Annotated in this window: 21 protein-coding genes; 6 read left to right on the top strand and 15 right to left on the bottom strand. The window is 57.2% G+C overall.

The window, feature by feature from the left end:
• Positions 1 to 49: 49 nt before the first annotated feature.
• The gene (locus tag BSF79_RS16450) at positions 50 to 232 is read right to left on the bottom strand and encodes a hypothetical protein (RefSeq protein WP_090270918.1); all 183 of its coding nucleotides are present in this window, start codon (positions 230 to 232) and stop codon (positions 50 to 52) included.
• A 149-nt stretch (positions 233 to 381) separates the two neighbouring features.
• On the bottom strand, positions 382 to 984 hold the full coding sequence (locus BSF79_RS16445; RefSeq protein WP_090270917.1) for a L,D-transpeptidase: 603 nt from the start codon (positions 982 to 984) through the stop codon (positions 382 to 384).
• A 164-nt stretch (positions 985 to 1,148) separates the two neighbouring features.
• Here BSF79_RS16445 and dalA point away from each other — a divergent pair, with 164 nt between their 5' ends.
• On the top strand, positions 1,149 to 1,658 hold the full coding sequence (gene dalA, locus BSF79_RS16440; protein ID WP_090270916.1) for a divisome-associated lipoprotein DalA: 510 nt from the start codon (positions 1,149 to 1,151) through the stop codon (positions 1,656 to 1,658).
• Positions 1,659 to 1,668: 10 nt separating this feature from the next.
• On the opposite strand, the gene BSF79_RS16435 is transcribed toward dalA, so the two are convergent.
• The 6 genes from BSF79_RS16435 to hslO form a co-directional block, all read right to left on the bottom strand.
• The gene (locus tag BSF79_RS16435; RefSeq protein WP_090270915.1) at positions 1,669 to 2,163 is read right to left on the bottom strand and encodes a L,D-transpeptidase family protein; all 495 of its coding nucleotides are present in this window, start codon (positions 2,161 to 2,163) and stop codon (positions 1,669 to 1,671) included.
• Between the two features lie 76 nt (positions 2,164 to 2,239).
• Entirely contained in the window at positions 2,240 to 3,457 is a 1,218-nt protein-coding gene (locus tag BSF79_RS16430) for a class I SAM-dependent RNA methyltransferase (protein WP_090270914.1), read from the bottom strand.
• A gap of 37 nt (positions 3,458 to 3,494) precedes the next feature.
• Entirely contained in the window at positions 3,495 to 5,330 is a 1,836-nt protein-coding gene (locus BSF79_RS16425) for an ABC transporter ATP-binding protein (protein ID WP_090270913.1), read from the bottom strand.
• Positions 5,331 to 5,390: 60 nt separating this feature from the next.
• Positions 5,391 to 6,545 (bottom strand): CCA tRNA nucleotidyltransferase, encoded by a 1,155-nt coding sequence (locus tag BSF79_RS16420; RefSeq protein ID WP_090270912.1) that lies wholly within the window; start codon positions 6,543 to 6,545, stop codon positions 5,391 to 5,393.
• Positions 6,545 to 7,144 (bottom strand): CoA pyrophosphatase, encoded by a 600-nt coding sequence (locus BSF79_RS16415; RefSeq protein ID WP_090270948.1) that lies wholly within the window; start codon positions 7,142 to 7,144, stop codon positions 6,545 to 6,547. Before BSF79_RS16415 ends, BSF79_RS16420 begins: the two co-directional genes overlap by 1 nt.
• Positions 7,134 to 8,132: an Hsp33 family molecular chaperone HslO gene (gene hslO / locus BSF79_RS16410; RefSeq protein ID WP_090270911.1), complete on the bottom strand. Its 999-nt coding sequence runs from the start codon at positions 8,130 to 8,132 to the stop codon at positions 7,134 to 7,136. Before hslO ends, BSF79_RS16415 begins: the two co-directional genes overlap by 11 nt.
• Before the next feature lie 80 nt (positions 8,133 to 8,212).
• Here hslO and BSF79_RS16405 point away from each other — a divergent pair, with 80 nt between their 5' ends.
• Complete coding sequence (locus tag BSF79_RS16405) at positions 8,213 to 8,647, top strand: NUDIX hydrolase (protein ID WP_090270910.1); 435 nt, start codon at positions 8,213 to 8,215, stop codon at positions 8,645 to 8,647.
• On the opposite strand, the gene BSF79_RS16400 is transcribed toward BSF79_RS16405, so the two are convergent.
• Positions 8,630 to 9,865 carry a PP2C family protein-serine/threonine phosphatase gene (locus BSF79_RS16400; RefSeq protein WP_090270947.1) on the bottom strand — a complete coding sequence of 412 codons (1,236 nt, stop codon included), beginning with the start codon at positions 9,863 to 9,865 and terminating at the stop codon, positions 8,630 to 8,632. The genes BSF79_RS16405 and BSF79_RS16400 overlap by 18 nt on opposite strands.
• Positions 9,866 to 10,082: 217 nt before the next feature.
• On the opposite strand from BSF79_RS16400, the gene BSF79_RS16395 reads away from it, so the two are divergent.
• Positions 10,083 to 10,415, top strand: a complete 333-nt coding sequence (locus tag BSF79_RS16395; RefSeq protein ID WP_090270909.1) for an Hpt domain-containing protein — start codon at positions 10,083 to 10,085, stop codon at positions 10,413 to 10,415.
• On the opposite strand, the gene ilvA is transcribed toward BSF79_RS16395, so the two are convergent.
• A complete protein-coding gene (gene ilvA / locus BSF79_RS16390; protein ID WP_090270908.1) occupies positions 10,412 to 11,650 on the bottom strand; it encodes a threonine ammonia-lyase IlvA in 1,239 nt (412 codons plus the stop codon). The two genes, BSF79_RS16395 and ilvA, sit on opposite strands and share 4 nt — an antisense overlap.
• A gap of 104 nt (positions 11,651 to 11,754) precedes the next feature.
• On the opposite strand from ilvA, the gene BSF79_RS16385 reads away from it, so the two are divergent.
• Positions 11,755 to 12,981, top strand: a complete 1,227-nt coding sequence (locus BSF79_RS16385) for an argininosuccinate synthase (protein ID WP_090270946.1) — start codon at positions 11,755 to 11,757, stop codon at positions 12,979 to 12,981.
• Between the two features lie 52 nt (positions 12,982 to 13,033).
• On the opposite strand, the gene BSF79_RS16380 is transcribed toward BSF79_RS16385, so the two are convergent.
• Both BSF79_RS16380 and BSF79_RS16375 read right to left on the bottom strand, forming a co-directional pair.
• Entirely contained in the window at positions 13,034 to 13,747 is a 714-nt protein-coding gene (locus tag BSF79_RS16380) for a sulfotransferase-like domain-containing protein (protein ID WP_090270907.1), read from the bottom strand.
• Positions 13,747 to 14,655, bottom strand: coding sequence for a D-amino acid aminotransferase (locus BSF79_RS16375; protein ID WP_090270906.1), 909 nt, complete (start codon positions 14,653 to 14,655; stop codon positions 13,747 to 13,749). The genes BSF79_RS16380 and BSF79_RS16375 overlap by 1 nt, the downstream gene beginning before the upstream one ends.
• Positions 14,656 to 14,820: 165 nt before the next feature.
• Here BSF79_RS16375 and msrA point away from each other — a divergent pair, with 165 nt between their 5' ends.
• Positions 14,821 to 15,483: a peptide-methionine (S)-S-oxide reductase MsrA gene (msrA, locus tag BSF79_RS16370; protein ID WP_090270905.1), complete on the top strand. Its 663-nt coding sequence runs from the start codon at positions 14,821 to 14,823 to the stop codon at positions 15,481 to 15,483.
• On the opposite strand, the gene BSF79_RS16365 is transcribed toward msrA, so the two are convergent.
• Both BSF79_RS16365 and BSF79_RS16360 read right to left on the bottom strand, forming a co-directional pair.
• Positions 15,480 to 16,355 carry a ribokinase gene (locus BSF79_RS16365; protein ID WP_090270904.1) on the bottom strand — a complete coding sequence of 292 codons (876 nt, stop codon included), beginning with the start codon at positions 16,353 to 16,355 and terminating at the stop codon, positions 15,480 to 15,482. The genes msrA and BSF79_RS16365 overlap by 4 nt on opposite strands.
• A gap of 18 nt (positions 16,356 to 16,373) precedes the next feature.
• On the bottom strand, positions 16,374 to 18,629 hold the full coding sequence (locus tag BSF79_RS16360) for an NADP-dependent malic enzyme (protein WP_090270903.1): 2,256 nt from the start codon (positions 18,627 to 18,629) through the stop codon (positions 16,374 to 16,376).
• A gap of 166 nt (positions 18,630 to 18,795) precedes the next feature.
• Between BSF79_RS16360 and mutS the strand changes: the two genes are divergently transcribed.
• Positions 18,796 to 21,414: a DNA mismatch repair protein MutS gene (gene mutS / locus BSF79_RS16355; RefSeq protein WP_090270945.1), complete on the top strand. Its 2,619-nt coding sequence runs from the start codon at positions 18,796 to 18,798 to the stop codon at positions 21,412 to 21,414.
• A gap of 6 nt (positions 21,415 to 21,420) precedes the next feature.
• On the opposite strand, the gene BSF79_RS16350 is transcribed toward mutS, so the two are convergent.
• The gene (locus BSF79_RS16350) at positions 21,421 to 21,984 is read right to left on the bottom strand and encodes a nucleotide exchange factor GrpE (RefSeq protein ID WP_090270902.1); all 564 of its coding nucleotides are present in this window, start codon (positions 21,982 to 21,984) and stop codon (positions 21,421 to 21,423) included.
• Between the last annotated feature and the right edge of the window lie 7 nt (positions 21,985 to 21,991).

Genomic DNA, 21,991 nt, shown 5'->3' with positions numbered 1-21,991 from the left:
AAGGCGGTGGATTACCACCGCCTTTTCCCTTTTTAGATGCTGCAACTACTTAGTTGGATGCAACTGCGGCAACGACTGCCAGCAGTACCAGCGGAACAAGAACACCACCAGCAGACGAGCTGGAAGCTTCTTCAACGATAACCGGAGCTTCGATAACGGGCTCAGCCATGGAACCGGCAAAAGCGGTCGAAGCAGCGGCAGTCAGAGCAGCAGCGAGAACGAATTTTTTCATAGTAGTACACTCCAGATATTCGCCTGACGTTTATGCCATAACGGCACGCCAGGCACCCAAGACTTACCTCGTAACTCTGTCTAAACAACAATGAGGTACAATTGCAAATGCAAGTTAGCTCCCGCTTTGCTCGGCTCGACACGATGTCGTCAAATTAGCAACACTTGCGTGCCTACATTGGTCAGCGAAAACAACTCGGCAATATGTTCATTGTAAAGACCGATACATCCGTTCGAGGATCGCCGCCCGATCTTGCGTGTGTCATGAGTGCCGTGAATACGGTAATAGGTCCAGCCCAGATACAACGCGTGGGTGCCCAGTGGATTGTCCGGGCCTGCAGGAACAAAGTCGGGCCACTCAGGGTTGCGCAGCTTCATCGACGGGGTCGGACGCCATTCGGGGCCTTCGACCTTGCGCACGACATCGGTGCGACCACGGCGGGTTAGGTCATCCGTCAGCGGCACGCTGGAGGGGTAGAGTTTATAGACCGATTCGTCCTCGGACCAGTAATGCAAGGCACGAGAATCGATATCGACAAGAATCGCCCCTCCCTCAAGCGAGGTGAAATAGGGCCGCCAGTTCAACGACCTGAAGCTGGAAATATTGCGGCGCACCTTCTGCGACAAATCCCGTTCGACTTCGACGGTATGAGCACCATCAAGATCCTGCGCCAGCGTCGGCGTGCCCAGCAATGCGGTCGCACCCACCAGAAAATGCCGTCGGCTCAGGTCCGTAAGCGGTTTAAAAGTCATATCAGCCTCCAAAATCCGCTGCACTCGCGGTATTGGTGCATATTATTGCGCGAAAGCCGCAGTCGCAAATCAAACTGCTGCCAATTCGCAAACTCACGCCGATGTGGGTTTGAAACACAACGCTGCGCGGGATAGAGCAGTAGAACAAAATTGGGTGATGAAATATGCTTCGTCTTACTGGTCTTCTCCTTGTCTCTGCGCTTGCCTTATCGGCCTGCTCCGAATCGACAACCACAATTGGCGCCGACGGCAAACCGCTGCCGCGCCTTTATCGGATCAGCAACGCGAACGCGCCTAAGGTTCAGTTCCGGATGCTGGATTCAGTTAACGCGCTGCGACAGGCATCAGGCGCAGGCCCTGTTCAACTGGACGCACAACTGAATGCCGCCGCCGCCACCCATTCACGCGATATGTCGGTACAAAACCGGCCGTGGCATTTTGGCTCTGATGGTTCATCGCCTTTGGATCGGGTGCGCCGTGTCGGGTATATTGGCCAGATGCTGGGTGAAAACATCTCGGAAACCTATGAGACCGAGATTGAAACTCTTGGGGCGTGGATGGAAGACGATGGCACGCGCCGCGTCATTCTGGACAAAGACGCGGTGAATATGGGCTTTTCGTGGTTCCAGGAATCGAACGGTAAAATCTGGTGGACTCTGATTATGGGCAGCTAAGCCCATATCTTTACGGATAGATCGAAATCGGAGTTCCGTCACGGACCATGGCATAGATCTCTTCGATTTCCCGGTTCGACACCGCGATACAACCAGCCGTCCAGTCGCGCCCGCCCTTGCGGTTTTTCCGGGGGCGGCCGTGAATAAAGATATCACCGCCGGGTCGCTGGCCCACAGCCAGCGCGCGCGCGCGATCCTCTGTGTTGGGGTAAGAAATGCCGATGGACAGGTGAAATTCGCTGTTCGGATTGCGCCGGTCAATACGGTACTGACCCTCAGGTGTTTTACCGTCGCCCTCAACACTCTTGTGCCCGCTTGGGGCAAAGCCCAACCCGATATCATAGCTTTTCAGTGCAGATTCATTGCTCAGCAGGTGCATCTTGCGATCCTGCTTGAAGACAACAACCCGCGTCACCTCGGGGCCGGAGTAGCGTTGGAATTTCGACGCACAGCCCGCAAGCCCCAATAGCATCACACCGATCATCACCGCTCTGAAAATACGCATCACACCTGCCCGTATCCGTTTTTGGCATAATATCCGATTTTTGCGCACAGGTGTAGAGCCTCACCTTCACTCACACCTAAGTGAGCGAAAATCGCGCCACCAATTCAATATGGCTGGACCAACGAAACTGATCCACGACCTGCACCCAGCTCAAAGAATACCCAGCGTCGACCAAAATCTTGGCATCACGCGCAAATGTAACCGGGTTGCATGAGACAAAAGCAATCACTGGCACAGTTGAGGCGGCCAGTTCGCGCACTTGCGCCTCAGCCCCCGCGCGGGGTGGGTCGATCACAACCGCATCCATTTTGCGCAACTCGTCAGGCATCAAGGGACGGCGAAACAGATCGCGCCCCTCATGCGTGACTTTCTTAAGCCCAACGGCCCGACGCCAGCCCAGATCCAGCGCCGCAATCATGTCTTTGTCGCCTTCAACCGCATGTACCTCGGCCCGCTCGGCCAGAGGCAAGGCAAAGGTGCCGCAACCGGCAAACAAATCGGCGATATGATTTGCACCGGCCACGATCTCTCGGATCGCGCCCAGCAATGCCGCCTCTCCATCCGGCGTGGCCTGAAGAAAAGCGCCCGGTGGCGGAACAACCGCTGCTCGGCCAAAATGCTGTGCGGGCGGCTCGCGCTGACCGACAACCTCATCGTCCCATGACAGGCGCGCCAGCTTGCTGGCCTCGACCTCTGCTGACAGATCGATCCGCAGTTGCCCATCCAAAGGCTTGCCTCCGGTCACCGCCAGATCCAGCCCAACGGTGGAAAGTGTGGCCAAAACGCTCAGCTCACCCTTGCGGCTTCCACCGATCACAGCCAACCGCTCAGCAACCGGGATCGCCGCCAAAAGATCGGGATGCAGAAGCTGACAATCGGGGATTTGCACAATCACATCCGATGCGCGGGCGTGAAATCCGGCCATCGCGCCTTTCTTGGTGCGTCGCACCGACAGGCTGGCACGACGGCGGGTTTTGGGGGCAGAGGTCAGAACCGGACGGAGCGACGCCTCGATGCCCTGCGCAGCCAGCGCATGGCGGACAATGTCCACCTTCCAGTCAGCCACAAACGCATCTGACCCATGCTGAACCTGACAACCGCCGCAGCTTTTGTAGTGCCGACAAGGTGCCGCGACGCGCTGATCTGACGGGGTAATAATGCGAATATCTGTCAGGCGTGTGCCATCCAGCGTACCGGTAACAACCTCGCCCGGCAGGGTCAGTGGCGCAAAAACCGGGCCTTCGGCAATGCCGTCGCCCTGATGCCCCAGACGTGTGATTGTATACTGTTCCATGCGCCCAGATACCGCGCTGCGGCCCGTGCCGAAAGCCCTATTCTGCGACGTCGCCCATTCCGATGAACCCGCCCGACTGCTTATCCCAGTATCGTGCATACAGTCCGCTCGCCGCCAAAAGCTGCTCATGCGTGCCCTGCTCGACAATGCGGCCCTGATCCAGAACGATGATCCTGTCCATTTGCGACAGGGTGGACAGCCGGTGCGCGATCGCCAGAACCGTCTTGCCCTGCATGACCCGCTCCAGCGCGTGCTGGATGGCCGATTCCACCTCGCTGTCCAGCGCGCTTGTCGCCTCGTCCAACACCAGAATAGGAGCATCTTTCAGGATGGCGCGCGCCAGCGCAATCCGCTGCCGTTGCCCACCTGACAGCTTGACACCGCGTTCGCCCAGATGTGCTTCGTACCCTTTGCGCCCCATGTGGTCGCGTAGAGTGAGAATAAAATCATGCGCCTCGGCTTTTTTCGCCGCAGCGAACATCTCAGCCTCGGTGGCATCCGGGCGCCCATACAGGATATTGTCGCGGGCCGAGCGGTTGAACATCGCGGTTTCCTGCGTGACCATCCCAATCTGCCGCCGAAGGCTTTCCTGCGAGACGGCGCGCAAATCCACCCCATCAATCGACAATGCACCCTCTTCGGGATCATAAAGCCGCAGAAGCAGGGCCACCAAAGTCGATTTCCCCGCCCCTGACGCCCCGACGATTCCCAGCTTTTCGCCCGGCGCGATACTTAGCGTAATGTCGCTGACGCCACCAACCGCCCGGCCATAGGCAAAGCTGGTATGATCAAACAGGATCGCCCCCTGCGGCACCTTCAGGTCTTTCGCATCGGGGGCATTTTCAAGCCGGACACGCGGCGTCAAACTGTGCATCCCGTCCTCGATCTCGCCAACGCTGGCGTAAATCCCCATCAGAGCAAAGCTGACCCAACCGGTCATCTGCGCGATACGGATAGAAACCGACCCCGCCGCAACGATATCGCCGGTGCTGGCTTGTCCGTTCGACCAAAACCACAGCGTGCAGCCGATCAAAAGCACCGGAAGCAGCCCCGCCAACGTCATCAGTGCCAAGCGGAACACCGCCGCCAGCCGACCAAAGTCCAACGCCTTATCCCGGAACCTGCCCATCGCGGCCAAAGCCGCACGATCCTCGTGGTCGGCATGTGCAAAAAGTTTGACCGTTTTGATGTTGGTAATCGTATCCACCACCTGCCCCGACACCATCGCGCGCGCGCCGGCACGGCCTGCCGCACGCACCCGGACCCGCGGCAGGAACCAACGGATCAGCAGGAAATACCCGCCGAGCCAGACCAAAAATATCAGGGCCACCCGACCATCAATTGCCAGCAGCAGGGCCACCGCCCCGAACAAAGAGGCAAGCGCAAATGCCACGACGTTGATACTTTCAACCGCAACCTCGGTAATCGCGCTGGCCGCCTGCATCTGTTTCTGTGCGATCCTACCCGCAAAATCGTTGTCAAAGAATTCAACCGATTGGCCCAATGTCCAACGATGCAGGCGGGACAGAACCAAGGGGTTGATATTTGGCCCCACAATCACCGAATTCGCAGCCGAGGACAGACCAAAGATCAATGGACGCGCGATCAAGAAAAACAACGCACCCCCGATGAGCAAACTCAAATTTCCGCCAACGAAATACGCCGTAGGGTCGCTATCTGCGACGCTGTCAACGATCAGCCCCATAAGCAGCGCAGTTCCCGCCTCAAGACCGCCCGCAAGACATGACAGAAACGCCGCCAAACTCAGCGCGCGCCAGGAATCCGCCAGCGCCCACCGGATGAAAGCCAATAGGGTCTGTGGCGGGGGGCCGTTGGCATGGCCGAAAGGATCAATCAGGGATTCAAATTTCATGCGGTTCTGTCTACTCTTCTGCTTGGGAAGAGATAGCACCCGCCCCCCAAGAGCAAGGGGTCAGTCGCCGGAAAGTAATTGCTTTCGTGTCAGTGCAAAGCCGGAATTGATCCAAGCCCCCTCAAGCTGCTTGAGCCGCACACCCAGTTCGGGCCCCTGAAGTGCGGGCATCAAATCTGCGGCACGTACAGGGAATACAGCGGTCGATCCGCGTTGGGCCGCCTCGATATCTGCAGGCGAAATCAGCATCTCAAACATCGCGGCCCGCAGCACGACAATGCTTCGCGCCAAGTCAAAGCCATGCTTATAGCCAAGCTCGGCCGCAGCCTGCCCCGAACCGATGCCGGCAGACAAAACCCCCAATGCCTTTTCCCGCGCGTTGGATAAACGCAGCCTTTGCGCGACGTCCTGCCCACCCAGGCAGGCCAACCGCCGCACAGTGTCAGGCGCGATACCGTTTTCGGATTCCAGATGTACCAACACGGAAAGCGCACGATCGTCACAGCCGGGCAGCAGCATTCCCAACACTCCGGCAGCGCGCATAGCGGCGACGGCGGGGGCAGGATCGGGGGCAGCCAACAGCTTACACATTTCAGCGCCGATCCGCTCTTTCGACAGGCCGGAAAGCCCATCAAGGTTTCCCGCAATCGCAGCCAAGCCTTCGGCATCCAGACCGCCCGCCGGATCGCCGTACCAAGCGTGAAAACGGAAAAACCGCAGGATGCGCAGATAGTCCTCGCGAATACGTTGCACGGGGTCTTCAATGAACCGCACATACCGCGCGTGGAGGTCCGACAGCCCCCCCAGCGGGTCCAGCACCATCCCAGAAGGATCAGCATATAGCGCATTCATAGTGAAATCACGTCGGCGCGCGTCATCCTCAATCCGGTCGGAATACGCGACGACTGCTCGTCGTCCATCAGTTTCGACATCGCGCCGAAACGTCGTGATTTCGTGCGGAATATGCCCCGATACCACCGTGATGGTGCCGTGATCGATGCCGGTGGGCACCGCACGCAAACCGGCCTTCTCTGCCACCGTCATCACCGTTTCGGGTTTGGCATCGGTTGCGATATCTATGTCGCTGACCGGCGCACCAATGAGGGCATTGCGAACACAGCCACCCACGAAATAGGCCTGAAACCCGGCGTCGGTCAGGACCGAGCAAACCTTTTGCGTTTCCTTGCAAGTGATCCAGTCCGCCGTGATCCGCATTATCCCGCCATTCGATCCGCCAACCCGCGCAAAATCCGCGCCGTCGCGCCCCAGATATAGTAGGGGCCGTAAGGCACGACGAAATAGTGCCGCCTTTGCCCACGCCATTGGCGCGACTGAACAAGATAATTTGCTGGGTCCGCCAAATGGGTCAACGGCACCTCAAAGACTTCTTCAACCTCACCGGGTTCAGACACCGGGCGGAACGCCGGATCGACCCGAGCCAGAACTGGTGTCATCGTAAAGCTGGTGACGGTTTCATGGCACGGAAACGTGCCTAGAACCTGCGTCATGTCAGGATGCAAGCCGACCTCTTCATGCGCCTCGCGCAACGCGGTCGCAATTACATCCGAGTCGCCTTCGTCTTGTTTACCGCCGGGGAATGCAATCTGCCCCGGATGGTGCCGAAGCGCTGAGGACCGCTTGGTAAGGATCACCTGCACGCCGCCTGCCCGCTCGACAAACCCGATCAGGACCCCGGCGGGGCGCAGGCTGCGCCCCTCGGGTAGGATCACATCGGGGTTTAGGTCAAAATCAGAAGATGACGAACTGACCCTCCCCAACGCGGTAATCACACCGCTCAGCGGATCAGGCACTATCACCCCGGTCCCCACTCGCTTCAAACCCGACTGTAGCCGGGTCCAGATCGTAATGCGCACTGCAAAACTGACAATCTGCGGTGACACGCCCCTCTTCGGTGGTCATCGTACTGATGTCGCGGGCGGAGTAAATCGACAGGCTTTCACGCACGCGCTCTTCGGAACAGGTGCACCCAAACCGAACGGGCTGGGCATCAAAAACGCGCGGTGCTTCTTCGTGGAAGAGCCGCACCAGAAGATCGGTAGGAGCAACCCTTGGCCCGATCATTTCCAGCTCGTCCACTGTATCCAACAGAATATTGACCCGCGACCAGTTTTCAGCCTCATCCCCGTCAACAAGATCGCGGGCATGAATCAGCCCCGCGTCGCCAGTTGCCTCGTTGCCCTTGGCAAACGGAGAAGCCTTGGGCATGTGCTGCAACATCACACCGCCGGCGCGCCAATATTCGGGCACACCACGCTCGCGCGATTTGCCAAAGCTGAGTTCGAACCGAGTCGGCAACTGCTCGGACTGGGCGAAATACGCTTCCGCGCAGGCCCCCAACGAGCCGCCCGCTAGCGGGGTAATCCCTTGATAGGGCGTTGTGCCCTGACCCTGATCGATCAAGACAGCAAAATATCCTTCCCCCATTTGATCAAACGGCACTCCGTCGGTCAAACGATCGGCGTCAAAGCTGGCATATGCTCGAATGCGCGCTGGCTCACCTTCGGCTTGGGGGCCATAATAATCGGTGGCAATCATTCGTACCGGACCGTTTGATTGCACCTGAAGCGACAACTTCCAGCGCAGCTTGATCGTTTGCCCGATCAAAGCCGTGAGGAGAGCCATTTCAGCCACCAATGCCTCAACCTGCGGCGGATAGTCGTGCTGCTTGAGAATGCCGTCCAATACGCCGTCAAGCCGCGCGACGCGCCCGCGCGTGTCAGAGTTGTCCAGTTGGAACGGCAATACGGTGTCGTCCCAAGCGAGTTTTGTTCCAAGGGTCATGGGGTTTCCTTATGCGCCATGTTTTGGCATACCGCGTCAATATAGGCGGGGCAAGGCACACTCCAAGGGCATAGGTTCAGATGATCCGACGATTTGGGACACCCCCGGAAAACGGGCGCAGCTATCGGCTAAGGCCGGGTGCCTATGCAATCCTTGCTTTGGACGGGCAAGTGTTGCTCACCCACCAATCCAGCCCAGCCCCGGAATTTCAATTGCCCGGCGGTGGGATAGACCCTGGTGAATCTTCTGCTGCAGCACTTCACCGCGAGGTGTTTGAAGAAACCGGTTGGTCGATTGCACGCGCCCGGCGACTGGGTGCATTCAGGCGTTTCACATATATGCCTGAATACGATCTTTGGGCAGAAAAGCTCTGCTCCATCTATATGGCCCGCCCAGTGCGCCAACTTGGCAGCCCATCCGAAGCAGGCCATCAGGCGGTCTGGTTGCCACTGGAGGCGGCTGTTGTCGCCCTAGACAATCCGGGTGATCAGCATTTTTTATCCCGCCTGCTCTGACGGGCCGCGAAATTCCAGCAGAATCGCCGAGATATCATCCGGGAAATCTTCGTGCCCTGCATGATCGGCCAAACGCCAGACCAGTGCCTCAAGCATCGCGGATCCTTTGATTTCCTTCAGGTCGCTCAATATGGTCATCAGCCCTTCATCATCCAGCATTTCGCCACAAACATCGGGACACTCAGTCACACCGTCTGACTGAATAACTAACCTGTCACCTGGCTCGAGGGTCAGCTCGGATTGATCAAACTGGGCTGCCTCAAACAGGCCGACGGGCATCCCGCCCACGCCCGCCATGAAGGTCGACCCGTCGGCGCGCTGCACCACAGGATGCGGATGCCCAGCCTGCACCATAACCACGCGCCCGGTGCTCAGGTCGACATCTGCAAGCAACAGAGTAAAATAGTGCTCAGTTTCCATTTCCTCCAGTACAATCCGGTTCAACCTTCCGACAACATCCGAAGGTGGCAAAGCTTGATAACTTCCATCCTCCTGTATACGCAGTGCAATGTTGTGATCGGGAGCAGCTGATGACAGATACCCCGCCAGCCGGGCCGTCATCAGCGCCGAACTGATCCCATGACCCGACACATCAATCGCAAACAGCCCGATACGTGTCGCGCTTATCGGAAAAAATCCAACCAGGTCACCACCAACATGGCCGCTGGACCGCAAAAGCAACGACACCTGAGCCGCGCCAAAATCGCGATGCTGCTCGCGGATGAGAGATTGCTGCAGCTTCTTCGCCTCGATCAAATCACTATCCAAGGCGTCGTAAAGGGTCTGCAACTGTTCCAACGTTGTACCGATCAGCTTGTTCTTTTCGGTCAGCTCCCGCTCCATTTGAAGAATACGTTCACCGGCATTGATCCGGGCTCGCAACTCGGCGCCGTTGACTGGTTTAGTCAGAAAATCATCAGCCCCGCAATCCAGCCCTTTGGCGACAGCCTCCTTCTCGCTTTTGGAGGTAAGGAGGATGAAATACCCATAACTTTCGCGCGGCATCTGTCGAAATGTCTGACAAAATTCCAACCCATCCATCCCAGGCATCATCCAATCACTGAGCACCAGATCGGGTGGGTTTTCGGCGCATTTTTCCAACGCATCCTCGCCAGACTCCGCCTCGGTGACGACATAGCCCCAGCGCACAAGTGACGCTGACAGGATCCGCCTTTGCAAACGACTGTCGTCCACAATCAGAACATGCCGAATCGCCATGCTGTCCTGTTCTTCCTGTGATGTTTCGGGGTGCGGTGCAGACAAAGAATGCTCCTGAAATTCGAGGGCCGTGCAAACGCACATACTGGCGAAGGTCTAGCGAAGCGCCTTTAACAACACGTAAAACATCAAATCCAATTGATTTTCTGCTGATCATTCAGGGGTTGTTAAGGTCCACAACTCAGACTTGCCATGTTGCCACAGGCAGGAGCTGACGATGATAGACTGGAGTAGAGTGGAGGAGTTGCGCACCGAAATTGGTGTCGACGATTTTGATGAAGTGGTCGAGTTGTTCTTGGATGAAGTTCACTGCGTCGTTGAGCGCCTACGCGGTACGTTCGAACCTGACACCTTGGAAAGTGATTTACACTTTCTCAAAGGAAGCGCGCTGAACCTAGGATTCAGCAGCTTTTCAGAGCTATGTCACGCGGGCGAAAGGCGGGCGGCCAACGGACATCGCGATTCAATCGACTTGCCCGAAATTCTGGCCTGCTTCGATCAATCGAAACAAGTTTTCACAAACGAGTTGCCCAACAAGTTCGCGGCCTAGATCAGGAATTCCGACAGGGTTTCATCGCCGGTAATGTCGCGATAAACAAAGCCCGCTTGAGCCAGACGGTCAAACAGCGCAGTAAAATTTGCCGCCTCGCGGGTTTCAATCCCGATCAGAACCGAACCGAAATTCCGTGCAGACTTCTTGAGATATTCAAACCGGGCAATATCGTCTTCGGGTCCGAGGATGTTGAGGAACTCTTTCAGCGCACCGGGCCGCTGTGGCAACCGGAGGATGAAATATTTTTTGACACCAGAGTAGCGTAGCGCCCGCTCTTTCACTTCTGGAAGGCGCTCGAAATCAAAGTTCCCGCCAGATGTCAGGCACACGACAGTTTTTCCGCGAATAGCCTCGGCCACATCGGTCAACGCATCAATCGCGAGCGCGCCAGCTGGCTCCAGAACGATACCCTCGACATTGAGCATCTCGATGATCGTCGTGCAAATCCGGTCTTCGGGGGCAAGTACCACATCAGCAACAGACACATCCTTCAAGCGCTCGAACGTCTTGCGGCCAATACAGGCCACGGCCGCGCCATCGACAAAGGTGTTAATCTTATCCAGCGTCACCGGTTTCCCGGCCTTTAGCGCGGCTTGCAGGCTCGCGCCACCCAGCGGTTCGACAAACGTATAACGAACATCGCGGCCAAGATAGCTCCGCACACCAGCAGACAGGCCACCGCCGCCCACGGGCAGCAAAATATGGTCGGGCTCTCTGCCCAATTGCCTGGCAATTTCCACCGCAACGGTGGCTTGCCCCTCGATCACGTCGTTGTCATCGAAAGGCGATAGGAAATGCGCCCCTTCGCTTGCACAAAATTGCTGCGCGGAGGCAAGAGTGTCGTCAAAATAATCGCCCGTTAGACGAATCTCGATGTTGTCTCCGCCGAATATCCGGGTTTTCACAATCTTCTGCTGCGGTGTTGTCACCGGCATGAAGATTACGCCTTTTACCCCAAAATGGCGGCACATGAAGGCCACGCCCTGCGCATGGTTGCCAGCGCTTGCGCAAACAAACAACGCCTTATCTGGATCTTCCGCCAGAACCTTGCGCATCGCATTCAGCGCACCACGAATCTTATAGGATCGCACCGGCGACAAATCTTCTCGCTTCAGCCAGATGTCGGCCTGAAACCGTTCAGAGAGATGTGCGTTGCGCTGCAACGGTGTTTCAGGGAAAACCTCACGCATGGCGTGCTCGGCTATCCGGGCGTTGGCTTGAAACTGTGTCATCGGGATTGTGTGGCGCAGCTTGGCCGCCTGTGCAAGCCCCTGCGCTTGCCTCGGGGCAGAAAACCCGATAAGCGCCGAAATATGTCCGAAACAAGGGGAAAATGATGTCCGCGCCCAAGAAAGTCGTGCTGGCCTATTCTGGCGGCCTCGATACGTCGATCATCTTGAAATGGCTTCAGACCGAATACGGTTGTGAAGTTGTGACTTTCACCGCCGATCTGGGCCAGGGCGAAGAGCTGGAACCTGCGCGCCAAAAGGCTGAACTCTTGGGGATCAAGCCCGAGAACATCTTTATTGAAGATGTCCGCGAAGAGTTCGTGCGCGATTTCGTGTTCCCGATGTTCCGCGCCAATGCGCTGTATGAGGGGCTGTATCTGCTGGGCACCTCAATCGCGCGACCGCTGATTTCCAAGCGTCTGATCGAGATCGCCGCCGAAACCGGGGCCGATGCAGTGGCCCACGGTGCGACCGGCAAAGGTAACGATCAGGTACGGTTCGAGCTGAGCGCCTATGCGCTGAACCCTGATATCAAGGTCATCGCACCGTGGCGCGAGTGGGATCTGTCCAGCCGCACCAAGCTGTTGGAGTTTGCAGAGCAGAACCAGATCCCTATCGCCAAAGATAAACGTGGCGAGGCGCCGTTCTCAGTTGATGCAAACCTGCTGCACACATCGTCCGAAGGCAAGGTTCTGGAAGATCCCGCGCAGGAAGCGCCTGATTATGTCTATCAGCGCACGGTTCACCCCGAGGATGCGCCGAACACACCAGAATATGTTGAGATCGGGTTTGAAAAGGGCGACGCCGTCAGCATCAATGGCGAGGCGCTGAGCCCAGCCACAGTTCTGACCAAGCTGAACGAACTGGGCGGCAAGCATGGTATTGGCCGTCTTGATCTGGTCGAAGGCCGGTTCGTCGGGATGAAATCTCGCGGGATCTATGAAACGCCCGGCGGTACCATCCTGCTTGAGGCACACCGCGGGATCGAACAGATCACGATGGATCGCGGCGCTGGTCACCTGAAGGATCAGCTGATGCCGCAATACGCCGAACTGATCTATAACGGTTTTTGGTACAGCCCTGAGCGTGAGATGTTGCAGGCTCTGATTGACAAGAGCCAGGAGCACGTCACCGGCACCGTCCGGCTGAAGCTGTATAAGGGTCTGGCGCGCACGGTTGGCCGCTGGTCCGATCACAGCCTGTATTCCGAAGCGCATGTGACATTCGAAGATGATGCCGGCGCGTATGATCAGAAGGATGCAGCGGGCTTTATCCAGCTGAACGCGCTGCGGCTGAAGCTGATTGCCGCACGCAATCGCCGCTTGAGCAAATAAGAGCCAAACCCTACGAAACTCAGCCCACCACGCGCCTGTCGCGTGGTGGGCTTCACAGCTTTAGCGCGGCCAAACGCTCGTAATGCGGCAAGGCGCGCGCAGCCAAATCTGCCGCAGCACCCGAAAGTTTTGGCAAGTCGCCCTCTGCTGCGGCGAAGCTGGTTGAACGGTGGACCGCCCCGTACCAATGCGCGGCCCAAACGCCGTCATCAGGATGCCCACCTTCGGGCCAATGCAGCATAGCAGGGTCAAACGGCAAGCTGATCGCATCACACAATTTTTTCAGCATGGCCTCAGGTTCGCGGCGAATTTCACCACTGTCAATTATGATCGGCGTTTGACCCAACTCGACAACATGATCGAATAACTCTGTTTGTTGGGCAAAGCCGATATCTTCAAGCGTGGGATAGTCATACTTTTTCGCAAAGCTGGCGACAACGCGGGCTGGGTGGCGGATCAGGAATACATTCACGACGTCAGCCATCCAGCCGCGCGGAATGCTTGGGATCATGTGCTGCGTCATGTGTTTCTGATAGTAATGCGCCCTGCCCTTCGGCACCGGACCACGCAAGACGCCTCCAACCTCCGCAGCATCGCGTGATTGCGAAGCGAGTATCTGCCCGCGCATCGGGTGGTCAAGTCCAGTCTTACCCAGATAGGCGGCATAGAACGGCTCGTCGACCACCGCAAAATCTGCACGTGCGCCGAAGGCGTACATCATGGCCGTCGAAAGATTGCGCGGCCCAGACCACATAGCGATACGCATCAGGCCGTTTCCCGCTGGATCAGAGCCCTATAAAGCTCGCGCAACCGGAGCGTAACTGGCCCCATTTCCCCGCTGCCGATCTGACGTCCATCGATTTCGGAGACTGGCGTTTGTGCGCCGAACGTGCCGGTCAGAAACGCCTCATCGGCGCCATAGGTATCTACGAGCGAGAAGTTGCGCTGGAACACCGGAATGGCATTCTCCCGGCACAGATCAATCACCTTCTGCCGGGTGATCCCGTTCATGCAGTAATCGCCTGTGCTGGTCCAAACCTCTCCCTTGCGGACGATGAAAAAATTGCAGGCGTTGGTCGTATTCACGAATCCATGTACGTCCAGCATCAACGCTTCATCAGCACCCGCTTTTTCAGCGGCGATACATGCCAGAATACAGTTCAGCTTGGAGTGCGAGTTCAGTTTTGGATCCTGTGTCATCGGCAGGCCACGCAGATGCGGGACCGTGGCAAGCCGAATGGGGCGCGGGATTTTCGGCTGCGAATGCTCCATGATGATCGTGACGGTTGGACCAGATTTCGAAAGGGATGGGTGCTGAAACGGGCGGGATTTCACGCCCCGCGTCACCATCAGGCGTGCATGCGCATCCGTCGTCATTCCGTTGGCCTTTTGAGTGTCCGTCAACGCCTGGATCACGGCGTCACGGGTCATGTCAATATCAAGATCAATCGCTTTTGCCGCCTCGAATAACCGATCGATGTGTTCAGTGAGAAAAGCCCATTTTCCGTTATAGAGCCGCAAACCTTCCCAGACGCCATCGCCCAGCATGAAGCCACTATCATAAACCGAAACGACCGCCTGCGCCTTGGGCACGATCTTGCCGTTCAGGTAGATTAGAATAGCTTCGTTGCGGGCGTCTTCCTCGGCTTGGTGTGTGGTCAGTTGATCTGTCATCGGGGGCTCCTGTTTGCACAAAGGCTAGGCCTCTTGCTTGGGATTGAAAATCCCCGTCGAACCCTGTGGGGCTGCTCACATCACGTCACCCTTATGTGACATCTGATTGCAGAGCTTGGCACAGCCTATTCCGGTGGGGCATCCTTGCGACATGGAGGACGTACCATGTTGAAGCTCGGAAATCTCAAACCCCTACTCCTGACGGTTGCCATTCTAATTGGTCTGGCCGTGCAAGGCAGTCGCGCTCACGCCGCTGGCGTCGAGGTGCTAACAGTAGCAGGCGGGTGTTTTTGGTGCGTCGAGGCCGACTTTGAGAAGGTCAAAGGCGTACGTGAGGCAATTTCTGGCTATACGGGCGGAAAGTCAACGAACCCCACATACAAGCAGGTATCTAGAGGTGGAACCGGCCACTATGAAGCCGTTCAAATTCGCTTCGACCCGGAGATTGTTTCGCGTGAAGCTTTGCTTGACATGTTCTTCCGGTCCGTTGACCCTACGGATGCCGACGGGCAGTTCTGCGACCGTGGCGACAGCTACCGCACTGCCATTTTTGTGTCTAACCCTGCAGAAAGGGCCCTTTCCGAAGCGGCAACGGCCGAGGCCCAAACAGCATTGGGGCAAAAAATTGTGACCCCGATCCTCACTGCAGGAAAGTTCTACAAGGCCGAATCCTATCATCAGGATTATTATAAAGGCAGCAATATTGTGCTAACCCGGTTTGGCCCGGTGACACAATCAAAGGCCTATAAGAAATACCGCGCCGCCTGTGGTCGCGATAAGCGCGTAAAGCAACTTTGGAGCAAAGCTGCGCCGTTTACTGGGGGCTAACCCAGATCTAGGACCTCTTTAAGGTCTGGTATTACATCGGCCGTCCCGTACCGTGTGACCATCAGTGCGGCGGCCTTGGCTGCCAGACGAATAGCGTCTGGCATCGTCATACCCCGATCAAGCGCCGCTAGAACATAGCCCGTAAAAGTATCGCCTGCGCCCGTCGTATCCACCGCAGTCACCGGAACGGCGGGAAAGTGTTGCGGCACCCAACCGGCAGACCTGTCATAGAGCGCGCACCCGTCTGCGCCAAGGGTCACGATGACGGTGTCGACCCCCATATCAGCAGACGGCATTAAGCCTGTCGCAAGGTGAAGCTGCGCCATCTCGATCTTGTTGAGAATCAGAATATCAAGAAACGGCAGAACAGCACCAACGCTTTCGGTTGAAAACGGCGCGGCAGCATAAGCGATCCGAAGGCCCATTTTCGACCCTGTTTCAGCGGCAAAGGCCTGCTGACTGGTTTCATTCTGCATCAACAGGATATCACCCTGCTCTGCCTCTGTTAGCGCAAGGCCGACGGCATTTTGAGAGATGTTCATATTCGCACCAGGAAACAGGACAATCGCATTTTCCCCCCGTGAATCTAGCGTGATGATCGCGTGCCCCGTTGCAGTGTCGACGGTTTGAATCCGCCTGGTATCGACGCCATATTCCGTCAGCCGCTCCACGGCCCAGGCTCCGTCAGACCCGACAGCGCCAATATGGGCAACATGCGCAGCTGCGCGGGCGGCCGCGACAGACATGTTTGCGCCCTTGCCACCTAAACCTCGTGTCAAATCGGTTGCGGCAATCGTTTCACCGGGGCCCGGCAGATGCGGGACCCGATAGAAGTAATCTGCGTTGATCGACCCAAGATTCCAGATTGCCATCGCAGGTTCCTTTTCAGATCATCCGACCTTACACGCTGCCAGAACAGCCATATTTAGAATATCATTGGCGGTCGAGCTGGACGAGCAGATCTGAATTGATGCGTCAACGCCCGACAGGATCGGACCGATCACCGTGGCCCCTGCCATTTCCTGCATCAGTTTGACCGAAATCGACGCTGAATGCCGCGCTGGAACCACAAGAATATTGGCCGGGCCGGTCAGACGCTGAAAAGGATAGGAAGCTTGCGCTTTGATATTCAATGCTACATCGACCGTCATTTCACCTTCAAACTCGAAATCCACGCCGCGCTTTTCCAGAACTTTTGGCGCGAGGTGCATTTTCTCGGCGCGCTCTGAAACCGGATAGCCGAATGTCGAAAAACTGACGAAAGCGACACGGGGCTCAAGCCCCAGATGGCGTGCGACTGCCGCAGAGCGTTCGGCGATATTGGCCAGATCCTCTTCGTTCGGCCACTCATGCACCAACGTGTCAGCAATCAGCACGATCCGCCCTTTGTGCAGAATCGCGGTCACCCCAGCTGCCCCGCGCTTCGCATCGGCATCAAATACATGATTGATCAGTTCCAGCACATGCGCGGATTTGCGCGTGGCCCCAGTGATCAAGCCGTCACCATGCCCATGCGCCAACATTAGAGCGGAAAATACGTGGCGATCTCGTGCGGCAAGCCGGTGGATATCGTGCCTATCATATCCCTTGCGCTGAAGCCGCGCATAGAGAAAATCCTTGTAGACATTCAGGTGCCGGGAATTGGCCGCATTGACCACCTCCAGTTCGCGCACAGCGTCCCCCATACCTGCGGCTTCCAGCTTCTCTTTCACATCGCTTTCGCGCCCGACAACCAGAGCCTTACCCAGCCCGGAACGCTGATATTGCACGGCAGCGCGCAAGACGCGGGGATCGTCCCCTTCGGCGAAAATCATCCGTGCCTGCGCAGCACGGGCGCGGGCGTGAATACCGCGCATAATGCTTGCTGTCGGATCCATCCGTGATTTCAGGTTCAGCTCATAGGCTTCCATATCAATGATCGGACGGCGCGCGGCACCTGTGTTCATACCTGCACGCGCAACGGCAGGCGGGATACGATGGATCAGACGCGGGTCAAACGGCGTTGGGATGATATAGTCGCGCCCAAACGACAGATTCCGCCCATAGGCCATTGCAACCTCGTCCGGCACGTCTTCGCGCGCCAGCTCTGCCAGAGCTTCTGCGCAGGCGATCTTCATCTCATCGTTGATAGCGCGCGCGTGAATATCCAGTGCACCGCGAAAAAGATACGGAAAGCCCAGAACGTTATTCACCTGGTTCGGATAATCTGATCGCCCCGTAGCCACAATCGCGTCGGCGCGGACGGCGTGTGCCTCTTCCGGCGTGATTTCAGGATCGGGGTTGGCCATGGCGAAAATCACCGGATTGTCGGCCATCGACAGCACCATATCTGGCGTAACAGCACCCTTTACCGAAACGCCCAGAAACACATCGGCATCGACCATCGCCTCTTCCAAGGTGCGCTTATCAGTTCGCGCGGCATGGGCGGATTTCCACTGGTTCATCCCCTCGGTCCGACCCTGATAGATCACACCTTTAGTATCACACATAATGCAATTGTCGTGCTTGGCGCCCATCGTCTTGATCAATTCAAGGCAGGCAATCCCAGCAGCCCCAGCACCGTTCAGAACGATGCGGCAATCCTCGATTTTCTTGCCCGAAATATGCAGAGCGTTAATCAAGCCGGCAGCACAAATCACAGCTGTTCCGTGCTGGTCATCGTGGAAGACGGGGATATCCATCTCTTCTTTCAAGCGCTGCTCGATGATGAAACACTCGGGCGCTTTAATATCTTCAAGATTAATACCACCAAAGGTCGGGCCCATCAGTTTGACCGCGTTGATGATCTGCTCGGGGTCTTCTGTGTCCAACTCGATGTCGATGCTGTTGACATCGGCGAACCGTTTAAACAGAACAGCCTTGCCCTCCATCACCGGTTTTGAGGCCAGAGCGCCCAGATTGCCCAGACCCAAAACGGCGGTCCCGTTCGAAATCACTGCAACCAGATTGCCCTTGTTTGTATAATCGTAAGCAGTTTCCGGGTTTTCCGCGATCGCTTCGCAAGGCACGGCAACGCCGGGCGAATAGGCCAATGACAGATCACGCTGTGTGGTCATTGGGACTGTGGCAGTGATTTCAAACTTGCCCGGGGTGGGCTCAAGGTGAAATGCAAGCGCCTCTTCCGGCGTAACTCTGTTCTTGGTCATATTGATCGGGCCTGTAACTAAGGGGGCTTGTGCCTCATACAGTGCTATTGCGCTCGCCTCAACAGAAACACGTTTTTCGCCTTTTACAGCCGGGTGGGGGTTTGTAAGGTTCGCCGAACTTAACTGGGGGATGAACGTGACCACCACAAGCGCTGCCATGACGCCAATGATGGCGCAGTTTCTGGACATCAAAGCCGCGCACAAAAATGCGCTGCTATTTTACCGGATGGGTGACTTCTATGAAATGTTCTTCGATGATGCCGTTGCGGCGGCGGAAGCGCTGGACATTGCCCTGACCAAACGCGGCAAACATCTGGGGCAGGATATTCCTATGTGTGGCGTTCCCGTGCACTCCGCCGAAGGATACCTGCTGTCGCTGATCCGCAAAGGATTTCGCGTTGCCGTATGCGAGCAGATGGAAAACCCGGCCGAAGCCAAAAAGCGCGGCTCGAAGTCGGTGGTGCACCGCGAAGTTGTTCGTCTGGTCACACCAGGCACCTTGACCGAAGAAGCGTTGCTGGAGGCGCGGCGGCACAATTTCCTGTGCGCCTACGCTTTGGTCCGGGATGAGGCCGCCTTGGCATGGGCCGATATTTCCACCGGCGAATTTCATGTCATGCCGCTTCCGCCCATTCGGCTTGGTCCAGAACTGGCGCGGCTGATGCCTTCTGAAGTGATCGTTCCTGAGGGCAGTGAGCAAGAACTGGCAGAAACAGTGACTGAATCCGGTGCCGCACTGACACCACTGGGCCGCGCGGCGTTCGACAGTACCGGATCTGAAAGACGGCTTTGCGACTTGTTCGAAGTCAGTTCGCTAGATGCCTTTGGACAATTTTCACGCCCCGAAATATCGGCCATGGGCGCGATCGTTGAATATCTGGAGATTACGCAAAAAGGCAGGCTTCCGCTTTTGCGCACGCCCCAACGCGAGGCGCAATCACGTGTGATGCAAATTGATGCCGCCACGCGCCGTAATCTGGAGCTGACCCACGCCCTGAACGGTGGGCGTTCAGGGTCGCTGCTGTCAGCCATTGACCGAACCGTGACCGCAGCAGGAGCGCGCCTGCTAGAGCGTCGCCTTTCCAGCCCTTCCCGAGTGTTGGAGGTGGTGCAGGCGCGTTTGGATTCAGTAGAGTTTGCAGTGCAAAAGACACGCATCACCGATCTGCTTCGTGACGACCTGCGCAAGGTGCCGGACCTTGACCGCGCGATGTCACGGCTTGGGCTTGACCGGGGCGGCCCGCGCGATCTTGCTTCCATTCGAAACGGGTTGGAACAAACGCTGCAAATCGCTGCGCGGCTGGATCAAGCCGCCCTGCCCGCTCTTCTGGTGCACGCGACCAAAAGCCTTGTTGGGCACGACGTGCTTCTGGATTTGCTGGATCAGGCGCTTATCGCCGAACCGCCATTGCTAAGCCGCGACGGCGGTTTTATCGCGCCCGGCTATGATGAAGAGCTGGATGAAATGCGGCAACTGCGCGACGAGGGGCGTGGTGTGATCGCTCAGATGCAGCAAGAGTACGCGACACAGACAGGCATTTCCACGCTCAAGATCAAGCACAACAATGTCTTGGGCTATTTTGTCGAGGTGACCTCGACCCACGCAGACAAAATGCTGTCTGCGCCGCTATCCGAGACGTTCAAGCACCGGCAAACCACCGCCAATCAGGTTCGCTTCACGACCGTCCCCCTTTCAGAGATGGAAACAAAGATCCTCAACGCCGGCGGGCGAGCTGTTGAAATCGAAAAGCGGCTCTATGAAAGCCTGAAAGCTGCCATTCTGGACCAAGCTGATCAAATTGGGGCAGCGGCGCGCGGCCTTGCGGAGATTGATCTTGCGACCGCCCTGTCCGACTTGGCGCGGGCCGAAAGCTGGACGCGGCCCACTGTGGATAGCAGTCGCAAGCTGGATATCCGGGGCGGGCGCCATCCGGTTGTGGAACTGGCGTTACGCAAGCAAGGAGGCGGACCATTCATCGCAAACGACTGCTCTCTGGCGGACGGATCTGATGGGGCAGATATTTGGCTGCTAACCGGCCCGAACATGGCTGGTAAATCAACCTTTTTGCGGCAGAACGCGCTGATTGCCCTACTGGCGCAGATGGGAAGCTATGTGCCCGCACGCAAGGCGGATATCGGGATGGTCAGTCAACTGTTCAGCCGCGTCGGTGCTTCAGATGATCTGGCGCGCGGGCGCTCGACCTTCATGGTCGAGATGGTTGAAACAGCAGCCATCCTCAATCAATCCGATGATCATGCTTTGGTAATTCTGGATGAAATCGGGCGCGGCACAGCAACCTATGACGGGCTTTCCATTGCCTGGGCCACGCTGGAGCATTTGCACGATGTTAACCGTTGCCGCGCACTGTTTGCGACCCACTACCATGAGCTTACCAGCCTCGCCGGCAAGTTGCCCGGCGTGGAAAATGCCACCGTCGCAGTGAAGGAGTTCGATGGCGACGTGATATTCTTGCATGAAGTGCGCAAGGGGGCCGCCGACAGGTCATACGGCGTGCAGGTAGCCAAGTTGGCCGGGCTGCCCGACGCGGTCGTTGCACGTGCGCGCGTAGTTCTGGAGGCGCTGGAAAAAGGTGAACGAGAGGGTGCAAAGAAGGCGACCCTGATCGACGATCTTCCATTGTTTTCGGCGGTTCCCGCATCGCCCGCTCCGAACCCGAAAACGAGCAAGGTCGAGGAGCGCTTGGCGCAGATCCTCCCGGACGAGTTGTCGCCGCGGGAGGCCCTGCAATTATTGTACGAGCTGAAAGATACGGCTCAATCGTAACCGTACTTAGCCTGCCGGAGTGGACGACACCCCGACCTGTGCAGGGCGCAGCAAACGGTCGTGCAGCATGAAGCCTTCGGTCGAAACCTGAATGATATCACCAGCAACTGTATTCGGTACGGGAGCGTCAAACATCGCCTGATGGTGCAGCGGGTCGAACTTGTCACCCACCTGTGGCGCGATCAACGTGATCCCGTGCTTCTTGAATACGTTCAAAAGCTCTCGCATCGTCAATTCTACGCCTTCCAGCAGAGAACCAAAGGCCTCACGCTGCTCGTCTGTTGCGGCTTCCAATGCACGCTTCATATTGTCGTACACCGGCAACATGTCACGCGCCAGCTTTGACCCACCGTAATTTTCCGCCTCGCGCCGGTCCTTTTCGGACCGCTTGCGTGCATTCTCTGCGTCAGCGAGCGCGCGAACAAATTTGTCTTTGTACTCATCACGCTCTGCGCGTAGCGCATCAAGCTCCAGCTCTTCGTCTGAAAACTCGGTCATGTCCTCGGCATAGGTCTCTGCCTCGGCGGCTTCGATATCGTCGAGAAAGTCGTCATTTTTGGCCATTGCCACAATCCAC

Origin of the sequence: Thalassovita taeanensis, assembly GCF_900110775.1 — a bacterium.
Taxonomy (GTDB): domain Bacteria; phylum Pseudomonadota; class Alphaproteobacteria; order Rhodobacterales; family Rhodobacteraceae; genus Litorimicrobium; species Litorimicrobium taeanense.
The sequence above is the reverse complement of the archived record's forward strand: the minus strand, read 5'-3'. Positions and strand labels throughout refer to the sequence as shown.

Bases quoted from the DNA above. Each gene is read 5' to 3' on its own strand.
- BSF79_RS16450 (WP_090270918.1), bottom strand. From the start codon at position 232: ATGAAAAAATTCGTTCTCGCTGCTGCTCTGACTGCCGCTGCTTCGACC.
- BSF79_RS16360 (WP_090270903.1), bottom strand. From the start codon at position 18,629: ATGACCAAGAACAGAGTTACGCCGGAAGAGGCGCTTGCATTTCACCTT.
- BSF79_RS16435 (WP_090270915.1), bottom strand. From the start codon at position 2,163: ATGCGTATTTTCAGAGCGGTGATGATCGGTGTGATGCTATTGGGGCTT.
- BSF79_RS16395 (WP_090270909.1), top strand. From the start codon at position 10,083: ATGATAGACTGGAGTAGAGTGGAGGAGTTGCGCACCGAAATTGGTGTC.
- hslO (WP_090270911.1), bottom strand. From the start codon at position 8,132: ATGACCCTTGGAACAAAACTCGCTTGGGACGACACCGTATTGCCGTTC.
- mutS (WP_090270945.1), top strand. From the start codon at position 18,796: ATGATGGCGCAGTTTCTGGACATCAAAGCCGCGCACAAAAATGCGCTG.
- BSF79_RS16430 (WP_090270914.1), bottom strand. From the start codon at position 3,457: ATGGAACAGTATACAATCACACGTCTGGGGCATCAGGGCGACGGCATT.
- ilvA (WP_090270908.1), bottom strand. From the start codon at position 11,650: ATGACACAGTTTCAAGCCAACGCCCGGATAGCCGAGCACGCCATGCGT.
- BSF79_RS16445 (WP_090270917.1), bottom strand. From the start codon at position 984: ATGACTTTTAAACCGCTTACGGACCTGAGCCGACGGCATTTTCTGGTG.
- BSF79_RS16400 (WP_090270947.1), bottom strand. From the start codon at position 9,865: ATGGCGATTCGGCATGTTCTGATTGTGGACGACAGTCGTTTGCAAAGG.
- dalA (WP_090270916.1), top strand. From the start codon at position 1,149: ATGCTTCGTCTTACTGGTCTTCTCCTTGTCTCTGCGCTTGCCTTATCG.
- BSF79_RS16365 (WP_090270904.1), bottom strand. From the start codon at position 16,355: ATGGCAATCTGGAATCTTGGGTCGATCAACGCAGATTACTTCTATCGG.
- BSF79_RS16405 (WP_090270910.1), top strand. From the start codon at position 8,213: ATGATCCGACGATTTGGGACACCCCCGGAAAACGGGCGCAGCTATCGG.
- msrA (WP_090270905.1), top strand. From the start codon at position 14,821: ATGTTGAAGCTCGGAAATCTCAAACCCCTACTCCTGACGGTTGCCATT.
- BSF79_RS16375 (WP_090270906.1), bottom strand. From the start codon at position 14,655: ATGACAGATCAACTGACCACACACCAAGCCGAGGAAGACGCCCGCAAC.
- BSF79_RS16425 (WP_090270913.1), bottom strand. From the start codon at position 5,330: ATGAAATTTGAATCCCTGATTGATCCTTTCGGCCATGCCAACGGCCCC.
- BSF79_RS16380 (WP_090270907.1), bottom strand. From the start codon at position 13,747: ATGCGTATCGCTATGTGGTCTGGGCCGCGCAATCTTTCGACGGCCATG.
- BSF79_RS16385 (WP_090270946.1), top strand. From the start codon at position 11,755: ATGTCCGCGCCCAAGAAAGTCGTGCTGGCCTATTCTGGCGGCCTCGAT.
- BSF79_RS16420 (WP_090270912.1), bottom strand. From the start codon at position 6,545: ATGCGGATCACGGCGGACTGGATCACTTGCAAGGAAACGCAAAAGGTT.